Origin of the sequence: Paraburkholderia sp. Clong3, assembly GCF_050436485.1 — a bacterium.
Classification (GTDB): domain Bacteria; phylum Pseudomonadota; class Gammaproteobacteria; order Burkholderiales; family Burkholderiaceae; genus Paraburkholderia; species Paraburkholderia tuberum.
This window is the reverse complement of sequence record NZ_JBNDMH010000003.1, coordinates 2,393,133-2,410,756: the sequence shown is the minus strand read 5'-3', so window position 1 is coordinate 2,410,756 and position 17,624 is coordinate 2,393,133. Positions and strand designations below refer to the sequence as shown.

Below are 17,624 nucleotides of genomic sequence, written 5' to 3'. Positions count from 1 at the left end.
CGGCGCGTCATCTGTACGAGTCATTCGGCTTTCGGCTAGGTGAAGAATCGGAAGGCACGCAATCGGGAACACGCGTGGTCGAGCAGCGTTTCAACCGGCTTTCCGCAAGGAAAGGCGATAACGGTACTGCGTGATCGGCGCGGCAGCGAACTCGACGCCGTCGGTCAGTGCGCGAGGACCGACGCCGCGATCCGGTCGGCCAAATCGCCGAGAACGCGGCTCAACGCGGCCGCCTGCGCGAGCGCATCGTGTCCATCGATCGCGGAGTCGAGCGTCACCTGCTGCCGCAGCGGCGCCTGATCCGAGTGCCCGGCCAGCAGCGTCCACTCCGCTTGCAGCGTCAGCGTGCCGCTCTCGTCGGCCGTGGCATTCAGCACGGTGACGACCAGCCTGCGCGTGCCGGGCGGCGCCGGTGCATCCGGAACGACGAACGATCCGGCGGGCAGCCGCGTGAGCAAGTCCTGGGCAAGCGTTTTGCGCATCATCTGAGCGAGCGGTGCGCCCCACCGGTCGCTATCGTCGATCGTCAGCCGGTTCTGCGAAGCCAGCGTGACGACTTCGAGCCGATCGAGCACCGCGGGAATATGCACGGCGGTCAGTTGAATCGGTGGGATCGGCGCCGTGGCGGGCGGCGCGTCGGCGGGCATCGGGTTCAACGTCACATAGCGTGTCGGTATGCTGTGTCCGCATCCGGCGAGCGTCATCGTCGCGACGGTTACGACAAACGCCGCCGTCCTGACGCTCGTCGCGAGCGATGCCGCGACGGCGCGTCCGACGGGGAACGTGGACCTCGTCATCATTGAGCCTCCTGCTGCCTGCCATGGATCAGCGCCTCCGGATGGCGGTCGAGATAGTCGGCCAGTGCCCGAATCGAGCGTGCGGTGTCGGTCAGCTCCTGCATGGCGGCAGGCAGGTCGTTCTGGCTCGACGCGTCGCCGCCTAGCGTCCGGTTCGCCGCGGCAATGGTGCGATCGGCCGCGTTCGCGGTGTCGCGCAATTGCGCGACGAGCGGACCGATCTGTGGCGAGACCTGCTGCAACGTGTGATCGATCTGCGCGACCGAGTGGTCGATGTGCGTCAGGCTGTCCTTGATCTGAGGCGAGGAACTGAGCGCGTTGATATGCGCCGCGATACTGCGGACCTGTTCGCCGGTTTGCCGGATCGGAAGATCGTCGATTTTCTGGATCACCTCGTTGGCCTTGGCCATCGTCGTGTCGAGATTCGCGGCGGCGACACTCGGAATGACGGGCAGGCCGTCCTCGCTGGCGAGCGTCGCCACCGGCGCGCCTTGCACGAAGTCGAGGTTGATCTTGTCCGCGCCGACGAGCGGCGGATCTTGCGACAACCGCGCGCGCAAGCCTGTGGCGACGAGGCGGGTGAGCATGCCGTCGACGAGCGGGCGCCAGTCCCCGTTGGCCGGTGGCGGCGCGCCGACGATGCCAAGCTGCGACGGGTTCAGCGCGATCTGCACCGGGGTGCTCAGCGCGCCCGTGCGTGCGTCGTAGTTCAGGCGCACGCTGGTGACGGTGCCCACGTCGAAACCGCGCAATTGCACATCGGCACCACTCTTCAGGTCGCCGACCGCACCGTCGAAGCGCACCAGATAGGTGACGACCGGGCCGTGCCCCGGCGCGAGCGCGGGGCGGCGATCGACACCGTCGAAACGCGATGCCGGCTCGCCGGGCCCGGGCTCCATCACGATCTCGGGGCCGGACAGCACTGCCTTGATCGACGCCGGATCGTTGAGATCCACGTGGGCGCCGCGCAGGAAAAAACCTGGTCTCGCTGCGCAGATACTTTTTTTCGGCGCGATCTATCTTGAGCTCGGCTTTCACGTGTTGGCCATCGGGCGCGAGCGTAATCTCCGAGACGGCGCCGACCTTCACGCCGCGCAGCGTGACGATCGTGTCGTCGGGCTTCATGCCGTACGCGTTGTCGAAGGTTACCGTGACCGTCTCGCCCTGATGCATCAACGCGCGAACGCCGAGCCATCCGGTCATCGCGAAGGCTGCGACCGGCACCGCCCAGATCCAGCCGGGCCACCCGCTGCGCCGCACCTGGGCCTGCGAACGACGGGGACGCGTGCCGCTCATCGCTTGCTCCGCGGGTGGACGTCCCACATCAGGCGCGGGTCGAATGCGCGCGAAGCGGCCATCGTCAGCAACACGACCAGCGCGAACGCGGTGGCGCCGATGGCGGGTCTGGCCGCGGCGATGCCGTCGAACCGGATCAGCGGCACGAACGCGGCGATCGTGAACACGTCGACGTACGACCATCGGCCGAGTTCGTCGATCAGGCGGTACAGATGCGCCTTGACCCGCAGATGCCGGCGCGAACGGCGCCGAACGGAGACGACGAACCATGCCATGCCGAGAATCTTCGCCACCGGAATGACGATGCTCGTACAGATGATCAGAATGCCGATCGGCCACAAGCCAGCGTGAAACAGCTGGTAGACGCCGTCGATGATCCGGGTTGAGTGGGTCCGCCCGAGTTGCATCGAAGTGGTCATCGGAAAGAAGTTGGCCGGGATCGTCAGAACGAGCGCGGCGAGCGACAGCGCAGCCGCGCGCACGACGGCGTCGGTTTTGCGAGCGCGCAACGTCAGTGCGCAGCGAGGGCAGGGGCGCCCCTCCTGCGACATCGGCACGACCAGATCGCAAACCGTGCAGGACAGCGGCGCTTCATGTTCCGGCAACTCGTTTTCCGCGGCGATCGCGCGCCACACCGTTCTCCGGTCGAGCGACGCGCGCGTGAGCATCGACAGCAGCGCCGCGGCGATGAAGCAGTAGCCGCCGGGGGCGATCGTGCCGGTCAGATTCTGCGTCACGCGCGCGTAACCGACGAAGCAGCCGACCAGATAGACATCGGGCATGGTCCAGATATCGAGCGAGGTGGTCCAGCGAAACAGCGCGCCGATTCCTCTGGTACGCCGGCCGAGCCGCAGCGCGACGAGGACGATCACGAGGCCGCCAAAGCGGATGAACGGCAGCACGATACCGAAGGTGCCGAGCAGTACCGCGAGAATGAACCAGCCATCGTTCCACATCTCCACGATGCCCGACGACAGCAGTGACGAGCGTTCGACCCCGAGTATGTGGACATACATCAGGGGCGCGAGGTTGGCCGGAAACAGCAATACGAAGGTCGCGGCCGCGCAGGCGAGCGCCGCGGTCTGGCTTCGGCCGCTACGCCGCTCGAGCGGAAAGTGACAGGCGCGGCAACGCGCGTAGGTATGTGCGGTGAGCGGCGGGATGTCTTCGAGCGCGCCGCATTCGGGGCAGCCGATCGTCATGCGACGTTCTCCATCGGCTGTCCGTTTTCAGGCGGGCAGCGCGTTGCGAATGAGGTTTCGCCGATCATCACTCGACCCCTGGCGCCGTTTGGCGCGTGCATGTACGGCAGACGCGCTGGCGCGCACCAGCTCTTGTCCTCCACCAGCATGGCGCGTTCCCGGCCGGCCTCGGCGCGCCGGGCAGCGCGGACCGTCGGCGGCGGCGGTGTGGCGTCAGTCGGGTGAGCGGTTCCGATCCGCTTCGCTTTGCGAGCCGGGCGGCGTGCCCGGTTTGGTGTCCGGCGCCGCTGACGGAGCGGCGTCGGCAATGATCAGCAACCTCGAAGACAGCGCGTCGGGATGGCCCGGCTTGAACCAGTTCATCTCGGGAATGCGTGAATCGGTCAGGTAGATCGTGCCGTCCGGCCCTTCCGCGAACGTATCCGGCCATCGCAGGCCGGGCTCGTGCAGCAACGTCGTCAATGTCGCGCCGTCCCATACCTTCACCGCATGTTCTTCGACCGCGGTAATCAGCAGGCGTCCCGTCCGGTCGATGTGCAGCCCGTCGGCGGGGCGATGCTCGAGCACTTTCTCGACGCGGTTGCCGACTTCATCGGTCGCGAGCGTGGTATCGCGAAGCGCTTCGGTGGGCACGCGGTAAAGCGTTTTGCCCTTCACCGCCTGCCAGTACAGATACAGTCCATCGCGAGTGAGCGCGATGCCGTCGGCCGCCAATTCGACGCCGCGTCCATCGGGACGCCGCAATGGTGCGCCGCCTGCATGGACCGTGACGCCCGGATCCGTTTGCGTCGACGGATGCCCGTCGAGCACGCGGCGCGCTTGACCGGTGCCGAGATCGACCACCACGATCGCGCCGCGTGTTCCAGAGTCCGTGATGTAGGCGAAACGGCCGTCCGGACTGATGCGCACGTCGTTCAGATAGCTGCCCTGAGGCGCGATGTCGAGCGTGAACGCAATGCAGCCGACGACGCTATCCGTCGCAAGATCGATGCGGACCAGTTTAGGGGCACCCGGCACGACGAAGGCCTGGGCCGGCGCGCCGGGGTCGAGTACCCACAGGTTGTTTTGGCAATCGCACAGCATCGCCTGCACGCAGACCCAGCGATCCTGCGGGTTCAACTCGTCACGCCTGGCATTGCGCCAGCCGTTCCATCGATCGTCGGGATAAGGACGGACGTCGCCATCGGGCGTGAGTACGCCGACGGAGATCGGCGCGTCTTCTGTCCAGCGCGGGAAGTTGACGAAGATGCGTCCGTCCGCGGCGACGGCGACGCCGGTCACCTGGTGCCCGAACGACGCAATCTCGCGCAGATGCGGCAGCGAGCCGTCGTCACCGGCGCTCGATGCAGGCGCGGCGGTCAGTGGAACCCGATCCGCGGCGGTTGGCGTGGCGGTGTCTTTCATGGGCTGCCTCCGGGACAGGACGGAAATGTCCGTATTCAGCAAAGCGAATGCCGCGTGCAAAGATAAAATGAATCGTAATCCGCGAATCTTTCGGAAGGTATTCAACGTGAATTGCCGACCGTCCTTTATGCGAATTGTTTGACTTTCGCGCGAGCAGAGAACGGGAGTGCGCGCAATAGGGAAAGCCGAGTTGTCGCGTAGCGCTTGATACGACATGGCGGGCTAAAAGGCCGCGTTGCTACTACGTCATTCAGGGCGAAAAGAATCGCTCCGCGGCGGCGTGCGGAGCCGCCGTACCAAACGGTCCATTTCGGCAACTCTGACTCTCAGGGTTTCTCCTGACTCGCCTTTGGACCCGCCGTGTCACTCGTGCGCTACACCGCTCATTTGCAAAGAAAAAATAATGCCGACGTCAAAGGAATGTGCTAGAAAATAACAATTGCACGCGCAGACGAATAGCCACGCCTGCAAGTAAAAATTTCGGCTTTCAATACTCTTAATCGGCCGCGAGGTGGATCATGAGAACAAGGACGCTTTGGGGGCTCGGGGTGACGACGGTCGCTTCGGTGCTAACGCTGCAGTGTTATCCAGCGTGGGCCGACGGGCCCGAAGCGGCCTATGCGTCCGACGACGAGGTGCCGGCCGGCTCGCTCAGTCCGAACGAGTACAAGGTCAATGCGGACGGCATGAAAGAAGATCCGAATGCGAAGATGTCGGACGTGGCCCGCGCGTATCGCAATGGCTATATCAATCGCGGCAAGCAGGATCAGGCCGATTACCAGGCAATGATCGACTCGCACAATCACGGTCAGCGGCAACCCGCCAGGACCGACGTCGCGCGGGTCGACGTGCCGCCGCTGCCGCCGGGCGTTCCCGAAGACGATAACTCGAAGTACACGAGTATTCCGCCGCAGCCTCAGAAGCCGCGGCCGGTCCAGTACGCGCAGCGTCAGGTGCCGCAACCGCCGCCGCAACAGCAATATCAGCAGGTGTACCAGCAGCCGCAATACGCGCCGCCGCCAATGCAATACCAGCAGGCGCCGGCCTACGCGCAGATGCAGCCGGTCTACGACAACCAGCCGGTATACGTGCGGCAGGACTATCCTCAGCCGCCCGTGCAGTACGTGCCGGTTTATCCGCAGGCGCAATACGATGAAATGCCGCAGGTCGTGGAAACGGTGGTTCAACCGGCCGCGCCTGTCGCTTATCAGGTTTATCGTCCGCCGGTCTATTGGGCGCAGCCGCGCATGTATGCGTATCGCGCGCCGGTCTATAGCTATCGTATGTGGCGTTGAGGTATTGCGCGAGTCGTGGCGGCGTTGCGCAGCAATGGAGCGCCGCGGCGAATACTCGCACGCATCGATTGATTGGTCGATAGAAAGTACTCAGCCCGGCGCATTCGTGGCGGGCCGAGTACTTTCTTTTATTCGTTTTGCGCTAGGGACCGCTGGCACCTCTCGTGCGCACATTCAGATGGTTATTCACCTGTCTGACTCCGCGCACCGACCTCGCGACACTGCCCGCGCGTTGCACCTGAGCGCGCTGCGGTACCCAACCGGTCAGCGTCACGATACCGCGGCGCGCCTGCACGTGAATCGACGTTGAATGCAGGTTCGGTGTGCGTGCGAGCGCGCGCCGCACGTCGCGCGCGAGCTCGCTATCGGGTCTGTTGCGAGCCGGCGATGCCGCGATGGATTGGCTTTGCGCGGAAGCATCGTTCGGCATGCCACCACTGGTTTGCGCATTCGCACAGGTCGCAGTGCCGATCGCAATCGCTGCCGCGGCAATGGCGCCAATTAGGGTGCTCGCGCTGTCTTTTCTCACAAGTCCTCCTGTACCACCTGATTGTCGCTCGCCGCGCAGCAGATCGACGTTGCGGCTATTGCGGTTGCCCGTTGCCCAAGAGCGCGTCCGTCGTGACGACCGTGCAGTACTCGTGATCGAGATTGGCCAGTGACATCGCATGAACGTCGTCGGCGCTGCGCGGCGTTCCGTACCAGTCGGTCCGTGCAAAAGTGAAACAGCCGTCGGCCACGAGATAGGTATCGAAGCCGAGGTTGCCGGCCATCCGCACCGTGGCCTCGACCGAGTTGTTGGTGATGACACCCGCCACGACCAGCGTCGTGTGGCCGGCGGCGCGCAGGCGGTCCTCGAGTCCCGTGCCGATGAACGCGTTATTCGTGCGTTTCGCAATCACCGGTTCGTCGGGCAACGGCACGTTCGACGCCTTGAATTCGTGTCCCGCCTGACCGGGCCGATAGTGCGACCCAGGCTCCGTCGAGTCGTGCCGCACATGCCACACCGGCCAGCTTCGGCTACGCCAATGCGCGAGCAAGCGGCTCACCTGCGTCTCGGCGGCGGGATTGTTGCGCTCGCCCCAGCTCGGATGATCGATCGCGCGTTGCAGATCGATCAACAACAATACGGCGCCGGCGGAAGGAGCGGGAGAGCGCATGGGTCGAATGAGTCTGTGTGGGTGTCGATATGATTCTGGCAGACTTTACCGTATTGGCGCCATCAATAGCCATGTATGATGGCGGGCTCGCGCCCGGCAGGGCGCCCTGCCGGGCGGCTTGCGCGGATCGCGCGCCGTCTGCCGCGCCCACCGGGCCGCAACGCCTCCCTTCACGATGACCCAGAGGAAGACCGCCATGACGGCTGCAACGCAATTCGACCAGGTTTCTGTTGTCAAACGAGCCAACGTGTACTTCGACGGCAAGTGCGTGTCGCACACCGTGCTGTTCGCCGACGGCACGCGCAAGACGCTCGGCGTGATCCTGCCCGGCACGCTGAACTTCGGCACCGACGCGCCGGAGCTGATGGAAGTGCAGGCGGGCAAATGCCGCATCCGTCTCGACGGCAGCGATGAGTGGAAGACCTATGGCGCGGGCGAATCGTTCTCGGTGCCTGGCAAGAGCCGCTTCGATATCGATGTGGTCGAAACGCTGGACTACGTTTGCAGCTATCTGTAGGCGGCTTTAAGGCGCGTGCAGTGGGATAAGAAAGACCTGTTGCAAGCAGCCGGGACGGCTTGGACAATGGACCCAGGCTATCTTTGCTCAGATGTGTTGAAGAGACAACACGCAAGCATTCGCGAGTGCATGCGTGAGCCAGGTGCTCAGAATGGGCCGTCCATTACGCTTCGCTTCGACGATGAACCTTACACCGTCTCTTTCGCCACGATCTCCTCGATCACCTGCACGAATTGCTCGACCGGCTGGCCGCCGGTCACCAGATAGCGGCGGTTGAAAATGATCGACGGCACCGATTGAATGCCCATTTCCTGATTGTTCTTTTCCGCTTCGCGCACTTCATCGGCATACGCGCCGTTCGTCAGCACGTCGCGCGCTTCGTTGGCGTCGAGTCCTACCGACTGGGCCGCTTCGACCAGCACGTCATGATTGCCCGGATTCTTGCCGTCGGCATGATACGCGCGCAATAGCGCGAGCTTCAGCGGCAACTGGTGGCCTTTCAGGCCGGCCCAATGCAGCAGGCGGTGCGCGTCGAACGTGTTGTAGGTGCGGGTGCGCGGACCGAAATCGAAGCCGACGCTCGCGCCGCGTTCGCGGATCATCGCCTGCGTTTCGGCGATCTGCGCGGCCGTGCGGCCGTATTTCTTGCCGAGATACTCGACGATGTCTTCGCCGTCCGGTCCCATCTGCGGATTCAGTTCGAATGGATGCACGACGATGCGCGCGTCGATTTTGTCCTGAAGCCGCGCGAGCGCGAGCTGCAGCGACGACAGGCCGATCGCGCACCACGGGCAGGCGATGTCGGAAACAAAATCGATGGTGAGCTGCTGTTTCATGGTTGTCCTGGCGGAAATGAAGTGCGATGCGGCGGCGGCGAGTGCGGCCGCAACGATACCGAGAGCGTAGCGTGAATCGTGCGTCCGTGCAGTGCGGCTGAATTTGACCGCAAGACCCGGAGTGTTTTCCCGCCACCACACTCGTACACTAAGTTCATCGAGCTACCTACCTTGATGGCGCGGGCGACGGGCCCGCGCCGCCCACTCATCGACGATGAACGCAATCGCTCCCACCCAAACGATCGACCAACGCGCCGACGCACTCGACTGGCCGCGGATCGAACACGATCTCGATCAGTACGGCTGCGCCGCCGTGCCGCAACTGTTGACGCCCCGCGAATGCGACGCGCTGAGCGCGCTCTATACACGCGACGCGCTTTATCGCAGCCGCGTCGTCATGGCGCGCCACGGCTTCGGTCGCGGCGAATACAAGTACTTTGCGTATCCGCTGCCGTCGCTCGTCGGCGGCTTGCGCGGTGCCCTTTATCCGCATCTCGTGCCGGTCGCGAACCGCTGGAACATGGCGATGGGCATCGACGTGCGCTATCCGCCGAAACATGCGGATTTCATTCGACGCTGCCATGACGCCGGCCAGGTGCGTCCGACGCCGCTGATCCTGCAATACGGCGAGGGCGATTTCAACTGCCTGCATCAGGATCTGTACGGCGAACACGTGTTCCCGCTGCAGGTTGCGGTACTGCTGTCGGAGCCGGGGCGCGACTTCACAGGCGGCGAGTTCGTGATGACCGAGCAGCGTCCGCGCATGCAGTCGCGTGCCGAAGTCGTGCCGCTCGCGAAGGGCGACGCGGTCGTGTTCACCGTGAACAGCCGGCCCGTGCAGGGTACGCGCGGGCCGTATCGCGTGAATCTGCGGCACGGCGTGAGCCGCCTGCGCTCGGGACATCGGCATACGGTCGGCATCATCTTTCATGATGCGCTGTGAGGACCGCTGTCGGCGCAATGGCGCAACACCGCGTGCCGTGAGACGATAACGGCCACGATTCCGGCGATCAGCCGCCATTGTCGTAAGATCCGTCGCCTCGTCCCATGGAAAACCTGCTCAAGAAACTCGATCTGACTTCGCTGCGTCTGTTCGTCGCCGTTTGCCAGGAGCGCAATATCGCGCGCGCGGCGCAGCGCGAGTTCATCGCGTCGTCGGCGGTGAGCCGGCGCATCGCCGAGATCGAGGCGCTGATCGGCTTGCCGGTGATTCAGCGGCAGTCGCGCGGCATTACCGTGACGCCGGTCGGCGAGACCGTGCTGCGCTACGCGCTCGCGATCATCGGCAATATCGAGCAGATGAGCGCGGAGTTGTCGCGCTTTTCGACGGGCGTCAAAGGGCGCGTGAGGGTGGTCGCGAATCTGTCGTCGATCGTGCAGTTTCTGCCTGAAGACGTGGCCGCGTTCGGCCGCGCGTTCCCGGATGTAGCGATCGAACTCGAAGAAGAAAACAGCGCGGACGTGCTGCGTATCGTCGACGAACACGGCGCGGACTTCGGCATCTGCAATCCGGTTGCTGGCAGCGAGGTGTTCGAGCAGATGCCGTACCGGCAGGACCGGCTCGCGGTGCTCGTGCCGGGTGGGCATCGGCTCGCCAGCGCGGCGCGGGTGAACTTCGACGATCTGTTGCACGAGAGCTTCGTCGGCTTGCGCAGCGAAAGCGCGCTCACGCGCTTGCTCGCGCAGCAGGCGGCGAGCGCGGGCCAGCAGCTCGACGTGCGGATGCGCGTGAGCAGTCTCGATGCGCTGTGCCGGATGGTGCATGCGGGGCTCGGCATCGCGATCGTGCCCGAGCCGGTCGGCCTGCTCTACGTGAACACGCTCGATGTGCGGCTGCTGCCGCTTGCCGATGCGTGGGCGGAGCGTCATCTGATCATCATCTTCAAGGCGCGCGAGCAGTTGAGCGCGAGCGCGGCCGCGCTGGTGTCGTTCCTCGGCAATCCGCCTTAGACGATTCCACCACCCGCACTCCGCGCCGCGGCTCCGCCATCGAGCATTCGCGAAACGAGACGGCAGCATTGCCGCACCGGCACTTCGGCATCCGCCTTGCGCGCCGTATAGTGAGCGCAAGGAGAATGCAGTGATGAGCGATACGATTCGTTTGGACGGCCGCGTGCTGTACCTGTCGCAAGACCCGGCCGTGATCGAGGCGCAACTGGCCGGCGAAAACTTCACTCGCGACACGGCGGGGCCGTTGCGCGACAACGTGTCGACGGACGAGATCACGCCCGTCACCGTCATGCTCACCTACGACGAGCGCCTCGGCCAGTACCCGTACGTCGGCTTCAAGGCCGGCGAGCGTCTGCCGATCGGCCGCAATGCGGTGAAGGACGGCGGCTTTCGCGTGACGGTGGCCGGCAAGCGCTACGGCAAGGGCTCGTCGCGCGAATCGAGCCCGCTCGCGGAGTTGTCCGCAGGTATTCGCCTGATCGTTGCCGAGAGTTTTGAGCGTATCTATCAGCAGAACTGCGACAACATCGGCATTCTGACCACGACCGATTTTTCCGTGCTCGATCGCTTGCTCGCAGGCGTTGCGGTGCCGATCGACGAATTCCTGAAAGGCCGCGACTCGCTCACGCAGCAGATCATCCGCAGCGGCGGGCTGCTCGCGTATAGCCGGTTCGCGGAGTGGCCCGCGCCGGGCGCGCGCGCGAGCGATGCCCCGAACGATGCGCCGGGCGCCGAGCCGAAAACGCTGGTCGAGAAGATCATCGACCGTCATCTGCATCCGGGCACCGCGAGCGCGCAGCGCGGCGACGGCGTGTTCATCGCCGCCGACTGGCGCTTCAGCCACGACTATTTCACCGGCATGTGCGCGCATCTGATGCATCGGGCGTTCGGCAAGCCCGCGCCGCTGCATGCGCCGGATCACATCATCGCGTTCCAGGATCATCTGGTGCTCGCGCCGCAGAGCATCCCTCACGTGCGCGACGGTCTGTTGCCGGGCGTCGCGAATCTGATGGAAGGCCACACGTCGTTTTCGCGCGGCTACCCGGTGCGCTCGCACGGCGCGCTCGATGGTGTGCCCGGCTCCGAGGGCATCTGTCATGCGTTGATGGCCGAGCAATACGCGCTGCCGGGCCAGGTAGCATGCGGTACCGATTCGCACACGCCGCATTCGGGCGCGCTCGGCTGCCTCGCATTTGGCGCGGGCGCGACCGAAATCGCCAATAGCTGGGTCACGGGCTACGTGCGCTGCAAGGTGCCGGAGACGCTGCGCATTGAGATCGACGGCCAGTTGCGCGACGGCGTGACCGCGAAGGACGTCGTGCTGCATCTGCTGCGGATGGAGGCGATTCGCTCGGGCGGCGCGATCGGCCTCGTGTTCGAATACGGCGGCGCGGCGGTGCGCGCGATGTCGATCGACGAACGTGCGACGCTGACCAACATGGTCGCGGAACTCGGCGGCTTCACCGGCATCGTCGAACCGGACGAGCGCACGGTCGCGTTCCTGAAGGAGCGGCGCGGCGTCGATTTCGTGCTGGAAGGCTGGATGAAAAGCGACGCGGACGCGACCTATCGCGACACGATCCATATCGATGCGAACGCGATCGAACCGATGCTCGCGCGTCCGGGCGACCCCGGCAATGGCGTGCCGGCGCCGCGGCTCGAACAGGACGTCGCGATCGATATCGCGTACGGCGGCTCGTGCACCGCGGGCAAGCGCGAGGACTTCGATTTCTATCACGAGGTGCTGCGTTGGGGCGTCGAGCACGGCCTACGGGTGCCCGAGCGCACGCGTTTGTATCTGCAATTCGGCACGATGGCGGTGCGCGCGTATTGCGAGGAGCAGGGCTATCTGCCGGTGTTCGAGCGCGCGGGCGTGACGCTCGTGATGCCTGGCTGCGGCTCGTGCGCAAACTGCGGACCGGGACAATCTGCCAACCCGAACGACGTGACGATCAGCGCGATCAACCGCAATTTCCCCGGCCGTTCGGGACCAGGCGACGTCTGGCTCGCGAGCCCGTACACGGTCGCGGCGAGCGCGCTGGCCGGGAAAATTACCACGTTCGAACAATTGCAACGCGGGCACGGCTAGAATGCTGGCCGGACTCCGGCCGACCCATCGTGGCGCGTGCGACGCGCGACAAGACGCAAGGCCGGCATCGAACCGGCCGCGGTAAGCGCTCAGCCCTGCCGTAAAAGCAGTCGCAACAGAAGGAGACAGACAACATGGCATTCCCCGATCCCGCGGGGTCCGTCGCGCGCAGCGGCGGTACCGTGGCGCATTCCACTGACGCGGCCGGCAGCGCCGAGCGCAGCGCGCCCGCGCAGGTGGCGGGCCACGCATCGCTCGACGCCGGCAGCATTTCGGCGCGCCTCGACCGCTTGCCCGCCACGCGCTCCGTCTGGAAGCTGGTGGTGCTGCTGAGCCTCGGCTTCTTCTTCGAACTCTATGACCTGCTGTACTCCGGCTACATCGCGCCGGGCCTCGTGAAAAGCGGCATGTTGACCGCGACCACGCATGGCCTGTTCGGCTCGACCGGCGTCGCGAGTTTCATCGCCGCGCTGTTTGGCGGCCTGTTTATCGGCACGATCGCGTGCGGTTTCCTCGCGGATCGCTTCGGGCGGCGCGCGGTGTTCACCTGGTCGCTGCTGTGGTACACCGCGGCGAACCTCGTGATGGCGTTTCAGGAGACCGCGACGGGCCTTAATTTCTGGCGCTTCGTCGCCGGTGTCGGCATCGGCGTCGAACTGGTGACGATCGGCACGTACATCTCCGAGCTGGTGCCGAAGCAGATCCGCGGCCGCGCGTTCGCGTGCGAGCAGGCGGTCGGCTTCACGGCCGTGCCGGTGGTTGCGTTTCTATCGTTTCTGCTGGTGCCGCGCACGCTGTTCGGTCTGGACGGCTGGCGCTGGGTCGTGCTGATCGGCGCGCATGGCGCGCTATTCGTCTGGTGGATTCGCCGCGCGTTGCCGGAAAGCCCGCGTTGGCTCGCGCAGCAAGGACGTCTCGCCGAAGCCGACCGCGTGATGAACGCGCTCGAGGCGAAGGTACGTCACGAATATGGCCGCGAGTTGCCGCCGCCGGCGCCGCCGGTACCGATCCCATCGCGCGGCAGCTTCCGCGACATGTGGCTGCCGCCGTACCGCAGCCGCACGCTGATGATGACGATCTTCAACATCTTCCAGACGGTCGGCTTCTATGGCTTCGCGAACTGGGTGCCGACGCTGCTGATCAAGCAGGGCATCACGATCACGACGAGCCTGATGTATTCGAGCGTGATCGCATTGGCCGCGCCGCTCGGTCCGATCATCGGGCTGTTTATCGGCGACCGCTTCGAGCGCAAGACGGTGATCGTCGTGATGGCCGGCGTCAATATCGTGTGCGGGTTGTGGTTCAGTCAGGCATCGGGGGCGGTGCTCCTCGTGAGCCTTGGGGTGTGCCTGACGCTGGCCGGCAACATCATTTCGTACAGTTATCACGCGTACCAGGCCGAATTGTTTCCGACCAGCATCCGGGCGCGCGCGGTCGGCTTCGTCTACTCGTGGAGCCGCTTTTCCGCGATTTTCACGGCCTTTCTGATCGCGGCCGTGTTGCGCTACTTCGGCACGACCGGCGTGTTCGTGTTCATCGCGGGCGCGATGCTGATCGTGATGCTGGCGATTGGCTTGATGGGGCCGAAGACGAAAGGGCTCGAACTCGAGAAGATATCCGCATAGCGAAGGCCGGCTGTCGAGCCGGCCCGCCACCATATGCCGCATTGGCTATGCCATCAATGGAATGCACGGTCAGAGCGCCGGCCTTCCTGCAAAGCGGGGTCCAGGACTGCTTCAGGTGCCCACAGGACGGATCGACAGCGCGTTCCTGACCGAAGTTACGCCAGGCACCCCTTTCGCCACCTCGGTTGCCCGGTCGCTTTCTGCCTGAAGCGGTACGCTGCCCTGCAGCGTGACAGCACCATCGCGGGCGCGAACTGTGATATTGGCCGTGGAGATGTTCCTATCTTTCACCAGCGCATTTCGAACCTGACGCTGTAGCGCCCGGTTCGCTGCTTTCATTGACTTGTAATGCGATCGGGCTTCGGGCGTCGTGGTCGGGGCAGACTCAGGGGCGTTAGCGTTGCTCGCCTGCGCATAGGCGTGAATCGAACCCGAAATCAGAAGGGCGGTACCGACCAGTTTGACGGCGTGGATTGCTTTCATGCATCTTCTCCTGTCGTTGCAGATCGTTGGGGCTACAGATTCAGGGATATCACACACACACGTCCCCACAATATTTCTGAGGCGGATCAAATGGCACTATAGGACAATAAAGGGTTAGGTCAAGCAACAATGCAAATCCGGGCAATTGCGCGGACAACCGAAGAAATTAGAATACTTCAAATTATGACGGCGCTCTAATTCTGTTGATAGGGTTGCAAATCAAAACTAGGGATTAGTTTTTTTCCGCCTTTAATCACGGATTACCGGTGTCTGATTGACATTTTTAGCCATCCCCGATGTAGCGGCACAGTTACATTGCGCCGTCGATTTACGCCGGCCTGGAGAGCGCGGAGCATGCGATACGCGACCCGCGGCAACTCGCCCTGCCGCACCTTTGCTGTGCATAACACGCACTCCGATGAAGAGGCCGAGCCGCCGTCCATGGTGAAGTAGGCAATTCGTCCATGCTCGCAGCCGCGCGTTCGCCGCCACGATCAGAACAACTGCTTCTGCCCCGACATCAGCGTCGTGAAATCGTCGCGTAACAACGGCAGAATCGCGTCGGCAACCGGCTGCAATTGCCGCGTCAGATAGTGCTCGTAGTCGATCGCCGAGCGCAGCGTTTCGAGCGGCTCGGGGCCGGCCACCGTCATCACGTAGCTGATCCAGCCGCCGTTCTGATATTGCAGCGGCCGTCCCTGCTGGCGATTGAACTCATCGGCGACGCGTGCCGCGCGCACATGCGGCGGCACGTTGCGCTCGTAAGCGTCGATCGGTCTGCGCAACTGCTTGCGATAGACGAGCTGATCGTCGAGCCGGCCGGCGAGCGTATCGCGCACATAGTCGCGCACGTAATCCTGATACGGCTGCTGCTTGAAGATGCGCCGATACAGCTCCTGCTGAAACTGCTGCGCAAGCGGCGTCCAATCGGTGCGCACGGTTTCGAGCCCTTTGTAGACCACGTCCTCGCGGCCGTCCGGCAATACCGTAAGTCCTGCGTAGCGTTTCTTGCTGCCTTCCTCGGCACCACGCACCGTCGGCATGAAAAAGCGCCGATAGTGCCGCTCGAATTGCAGTTCCAACGCACTGTCGATACCGAAGCGCGCCTGCAGCTTCTGCCGCCACGCCGCGTTGATATGTTCGACGAGCGCGCGGCCGATGCGCGCGGCGTCTTCCTCGTCATGCGCGTGCCTGAGCCAGACGAAGGTCGAATCGGTGTCGCCGTAAATCACTTCGTAGCCTTGCGCCTCGATCAGCTCGCGTGTCGTGTGCATGATCTCGTGGCCGCGCATCGTGATCGACGACGCAAGCCGCGGATCGAAGAAGCGGCAGCCGGTCGAGCCTAGCACGCCATAGAACGCGTTCATGATGATCTTCAGCGCCTGCGACAGCGGCTTGTTGTGCTCGCGCTTGGCCGCTTCGCGTGCCTGCCACACCTGCGCGACGATCGACGGTAAGCAGTGACGCGTGCGTGAAAAGCGCGCGCCGAGAAAGCCCGGCACCGAGCTCGCGTCGTCGGGATGCAGCATGCCTTCGACCAGACCGAGCGGGTCGATCAGAAACGTGCGGATGATCGACGGATACAGGCTCTTGTAGTCGAGCACGAGCACCGAGTCGTAGAGCCCGGGCCGCGAATCCATCACGAAGCCGCCGGGGCTCGCGGCGCCGGCCACGTCGCCGAGATTCGGCGCGACATAGCCCTGCCGATGCATGCGCGGCATGTACAGATGCGTGAACGCCGCGACCGAGCCGCCGCTGCGATCGGCGGGCAGGCCGGTCACGGTCGCGCGTTCGAGCAGGAACGGCAGCAACTCGGTCTTCGCGAAGATACGCGTGACGAGCTCGCAGTCCTTCAGGTTGTAACGCGCGAGCGCTGGCTTGTCTTCGTCGAAGCGGCGCTGGATTTCGTCCATGCGCTGATACGGATTGTCGATCGCCTTGCCTTCGCCCAGCACCGAGCGCGACACGTATTCGAGGCTGAACGACGGGAAGCTCCACGTCGCCGAACGCAAAGCCTCGATGCCGTCGATGACCCAACGACCCGCCACGCCCGCGAAAAAGTGATTGCGCGTGACGCCGTGTTCGCGCCACTCCATCACCGCGCCGCCTCGTCCGATGCGCAGCGGCACGCGATACTGCTCGGCATGGTGTTGCAGTACCTTCAGATCGAACTGCACGAGGTTCCAGCCGATGATCGCATCGGGATCGTGCCGCTCCATCCACTCGATCAGCTTTTCGAGCAGTTGTGCGCGGGTTTCGCAGTATTCGAGCTTGAAGTCGATGGCGTCGGTGACGTTGCCGATGTTCCCGCTGTTGCCATTCGGCGGCCCAAGCATATACACCTGCCGCTCGCCGCAGCCTTCGAGCGCGATCGAATATAGCTCGGCATGCGCGCTCGTTTCGATGTCGAGCGACACGAGCTTCAACGGCGGACGATAGTCGTGGGACGGTTTGAGTTCGCTGTCGAGCCAGGGGCCATCGAGCCCCGGACCATTCTGCTGCGGCACGCCGCTGAACCACACCGGCGCGGTGACGAAGCGCTCCATCATGTAGCGCTCGGGCGGCTGGATATCGGCTTCGTAGACATCGACGCCGCCTTCTCTGAGGCGCTTCTCGAAGCCTTTCAATTGCCGGTATTGCGCACAGTAAAGCCCGCTGACCGGCCGATGCTGGAAGTCGCGCAATTCGAGCGAACGCAGATCGAGCGGCGCGTCGCGGCGCAGGATCGTTTCGGCGCGTTCGCGATGTTCGGCCGGAATGAAGGCGACGGACGGCTGAGGGCGCAGACGGATGTGGCGCGGCCCGCTGTCCGTGGCCAGCCAGAACTCGATTTCCGTGCCGGCGGGCGTGTCCCGCCAATGTCGGGTCAAAATGAAACCCTGCTCGAACTCAGTCAAACTTCCACCTTTAAAGCGGCGCAATCGCCTTGCGCGATTTTACCGCCGCAGGCAGGGACTGTTGAACGGGCAA

General features: G+C 64.2%; 14 protein-coding genes and 1 pseudogene. 6 read left to right on the top strand and 9 right to left on the bottom strand.

Annotation, left to right across the window (positions count from 1 at the left end; genetic code table 11):
- Positions 1-164: 164 nt before the first annotated feature.
- From OKW30_RS34345 to OKW30_RS34330, 4 genes and pseudogenes are all read right to left on the bottom strand, one after another.
- Positions 165-800 (bottom strand): PqiC family protein, encoded by a 636-nt coding sequence (locus OKW30_RS34345; RefSeq protein ID WP_429348831.1) that lies wholly within the window; start codon positions 798-800, stop codon positions 165-167.
- Positions 797-2,093, bottom strand: a pseudogene (locus OKW30_RS34340) (MlaD family protein). The gene OKW30_RS34345 and the pseudogene OKW30_RS34340 overlap by 4 nt, the downstream one beginning before the upstream one ends.
- Entirely contained in the window at positions 2,090-3,295 is a 1,206-nt protein-coding gene (locus OKW30_RS34335) for a paraquat-inducible protein A (RefSeq protein ID WP_429348830.1), read from the bottom strand. Before OKW30_RS34335 ends, OKW30_RS34340 begins: the two are co-directional and overlap by 4 nt.
- 213 nt (positions 3,296-3,508) lie before the next feature.
- Entirely contained in the window at positions 3,509-4,699 is a 1,191-nt protein-coding gene (locus OKW30_RS34330; protein WP_429348829.1) for an L-dopachrome tautomerase-related protein, read from the bottom strand.
- Positions 4,700-5,217: 518 nt separating this feature from the next.
- Here OKW30_RS34330 and OKW30_RS34325 point away from each other — a divergent pair.
- Positions 5,218-5,994, top strand: coding sequence for a hypothetical protein (locus tag OKW30_RS34325; RefSeq protein ID WP_429348828.1), 777 nt, complete (start codon positions 5,218-5,220; stop codon positions 5,992-5,994).
- Positions 5,995-6,136: 142 nt separating this feature from the next.
- On the opposite strand, the gene OKW30_RS34320 is transcribed toward OKW30_RS34325, so the two are convergent.
- Positions 6,137-6,424 (bottom strand): BON domain-containing protein, encoded by a 288-nt coding sequence (locus OKW30_RS34320; protein ID WP_429348827.1) that lies wholly within the window; start codon positions 6,422-6,424, stop codon positions 6,137-6,139.
- Positions 6,425-6,578: 154 nt separating this feature from the next.
- Positions 6,579-7,154: a cysteine hydrolase family protein gene (locus tag OKW30_RS34315; protein WP_429348826.1), complete on the bottom strand. Its 576-nt coding sequence runs from the start codon at positions 7,152-7,154 to the stop codon at positions 6,579-6,581.
- Between the two features lie 196 nt (positions 7,155-7,350).
- Here OKW30_RS34315 and OKW30_RS34310 point away from each other — a divergent pair, with 196 nt between their 5' ends.
- Positions 7,351-7,671 (top strand): pyrimidine/purine nucleoside phosphorylase, encoded by a 321-nt coding sequence (locus OKW30_RS34310; RefSeq protein ID WP_008917257.1) that lies wholly within the window; start codon positions 7,351-7,353, stop codon positions 7,669-7,671.
- A 188-nt stretch (positions 7,672-7,859) separates the two neighbouring features.
- On the opposite strand, the gene OKW30_RS34305 is transcribed toward OKW30_RS34310, so the two are convergent.
- Positions 7,860-8,507, bottom strand: coding sequence for a DsbA family oxidoreductase (locus OKW30_RS34305; RefSeq protein WP_429348825.1), 648 nt, complete (start codon positions 8,505-8,507; stop codon positions 7,860-7,862).
- A gap of 214 nt (positions 8,508-8,721) precedes the next feature.
- Between OKW30_RS34305 and OKW30_RS34300 the strand changes: the two genes are divergently transcribed.
- The 4 genes from OKW30_RS34300 to OKW30_RS34285 all read left to right on the top strand — a co-directional run bounded on the left by OKW30_RS34300 (position 8,722) and on the right by OKW30_RS34285 (position 14,171).
- Positions 8,722-9,450, top strand: a complete 729-nt coding sequence (locus tag OKW30_RS34300; RefSeq protein WP_184025551.1) for a 2OG-Fe(II) oxygenase — start codon at positions 8,722-8,724, stop codon at positions 9,448-9,450.
- 104 nt (positions 9,451-9,554) lie between these two features.
- Positions 9,555-10,457 carry a LysR family transcriptional regulator gene (locus OKW30_RS34295; protein WP_429348824.1) on the top strand — a complete coding sequence of 301 codons (903 nt, stop codon included), beginning with the start codon at positions 9,555-9,557 and terminating at the stop codon, positions 10,455-10,457.
- A 133-nt stretch (positions 10,458-10,590) separates the two neighbouring features.
- Positions 10,591-12,546 carry an aconitase family protein gene (locus OKW30_RS34290; RefSeq protein WP_429348823.1) on the top strand — a complete coding sequence of 652 codons (1,956 nt, stop codon included), beginning with the start codon at positions 10,591-10,593 and terminating at the stop codon, positions 12,544-12,546.
- Between the two features lie 134 nt (positions 12,547-12,680).
- Positions 12,681-14,171 carry an MFS transporter gene (locus tag OKW30_RS34285; RefSeq protein ID WP_429348822.1) on the top strand — a complete coding sequence of 497 codons (1,491 nt, stop codon included), beginning with the start codon at positions 12,681-12,683 and terminating at the stop codon, positions 14,169-14,171.
- 111 nt (positions 14,172-14,282) lie between these two features.
- Here the strand turns inward: OKW30_RS34285 and OKW30_RS34280 are convergent, their stop codons facing one another.
- Positions 14,283-14,654 (bottom strand): BON domain-containing protein, encoded by a 372-nt coding sequence (locus OKW30_RS34280; RefSeq protein ID WP_018423351.1) that lies wholly within the window; start codon positions 14,652-14,654, stop codon positions 14,283-14,285.
- Positions 14,655-15,148: 494 nt separating this feature from the next.
- On the bottom strand, positions 15,149-17,551 hold the full coding sequence (locus tag OKW30_RS34275; RefSeq protein ID WP_184062936.1) for a DNA polymerase II: 2,403 nt from the start codon (positions 17,549-17,551) through the stop codon (positions 15,149-15,151).
- Between the last annotated feature and the right edge of the window lie 73 nt (positions 17,552-17,624).

What these genes read in the sequence shown, in the direction of transcription:
- OKW30_RS34345 (WP_429348831.1), bottom strand. Translation starts at nt 800, where the DNA reads ATGATGACGAGGTCCACGTTCCCCGTCGGACGCGCCGTCGCGGCATCG.
- OKW30_RS34335 (WP_429348830.1), bottom strand. Translation starts at nt 3,295, where the DNA reads ATGACGATCGGCTGCCCCGAATGCGGCGCGCTCGAAGACATCCCGCCG.
- OKW30_RS34330 (WP_429348829.1), bottom strand. Translation starts at nt 4,699, where the DNA reads ATGAAAGACACCGCCACGCCAACCGCCGCGGATCGGGTTCCACTGACC.
- OKW30_RS34325 (WP_429348828.1), top strand. Translation starts at nt 5,218, where the DNA reads ATGAGAACAAGGACGCTTTGGGGGCTCGGGGTGACGACGGTCGCTTCG.
- OKW30_RS34320 (WP_429348827.1), bottom strand. Translation starts at nt 6,424, where the DNA reads ATGCCGAACGATGCTTCCGCGCAAAGCCAATCCATCGCGGCATCGCCG.
- OKW30_RS34315 (WP_429348826.1), bottom strand. Translation starts at nt 7,154, where the DNA reads ATGCGCTCTCCCGCTCCTTCCGCCGGCGCCGTATTGTTGTTGATCGAT.
- OKW30_RS34310 (WP_008917257.1), top strand. Translation starts at nt 7,351, where the DNA reads ATGACGGCTGCAACGCAATTCGACCAGGTTTCTGTTGTCAAACGAGCC.
- OKW30_RS34305 (WP_429348825.1), bottom strand. Translation starts at nt 8,507, where the DNA reads ATGAAACAGCAGCTCACCATCGATTTTGTTTCCGACATCGCCTGCCCG.
- OKW30_RS34300 (WP_184025551.1), top strand. Translation starts at nt 8,722, where the DNA reads ATGAACGCAATCGCTCCCACCCAAACGATCGACCAACGCGCCGACGCA.
- OKW30_RS34295 (WP_429348824.1), top strand. Translation starts at nt 9,555, where the DNA reads ATGGAAAACCTGCTCAAGAAACTCGATCTGACTTCGCTGCGTCTGTTC.
- OKW30_RS34290 (WP_429348823.1), top strand. Translation starts at nt 10,591, where the DNA reads ATGAGCGATACGATTCGTTTGGACGGCCGCGTGCTGTACCTGTCGCAA.
- OKW30_RS34285 (WP_429348822.1), top strand. Translation starts at nt 12,681, where the DNA reads ATGGCATTCCCCGATCCCGCGGGGTCCGTCGCGCGCAGCGGCGGTACC.
- OKW30_RS34280 (WP_018423351.1), bottom strand. Translation starts at nt 14,654, where the DNA reads ATGAAAGCAATCCACGCCGTCAAACTGGTCGGTACCGCCCTTCTGATT.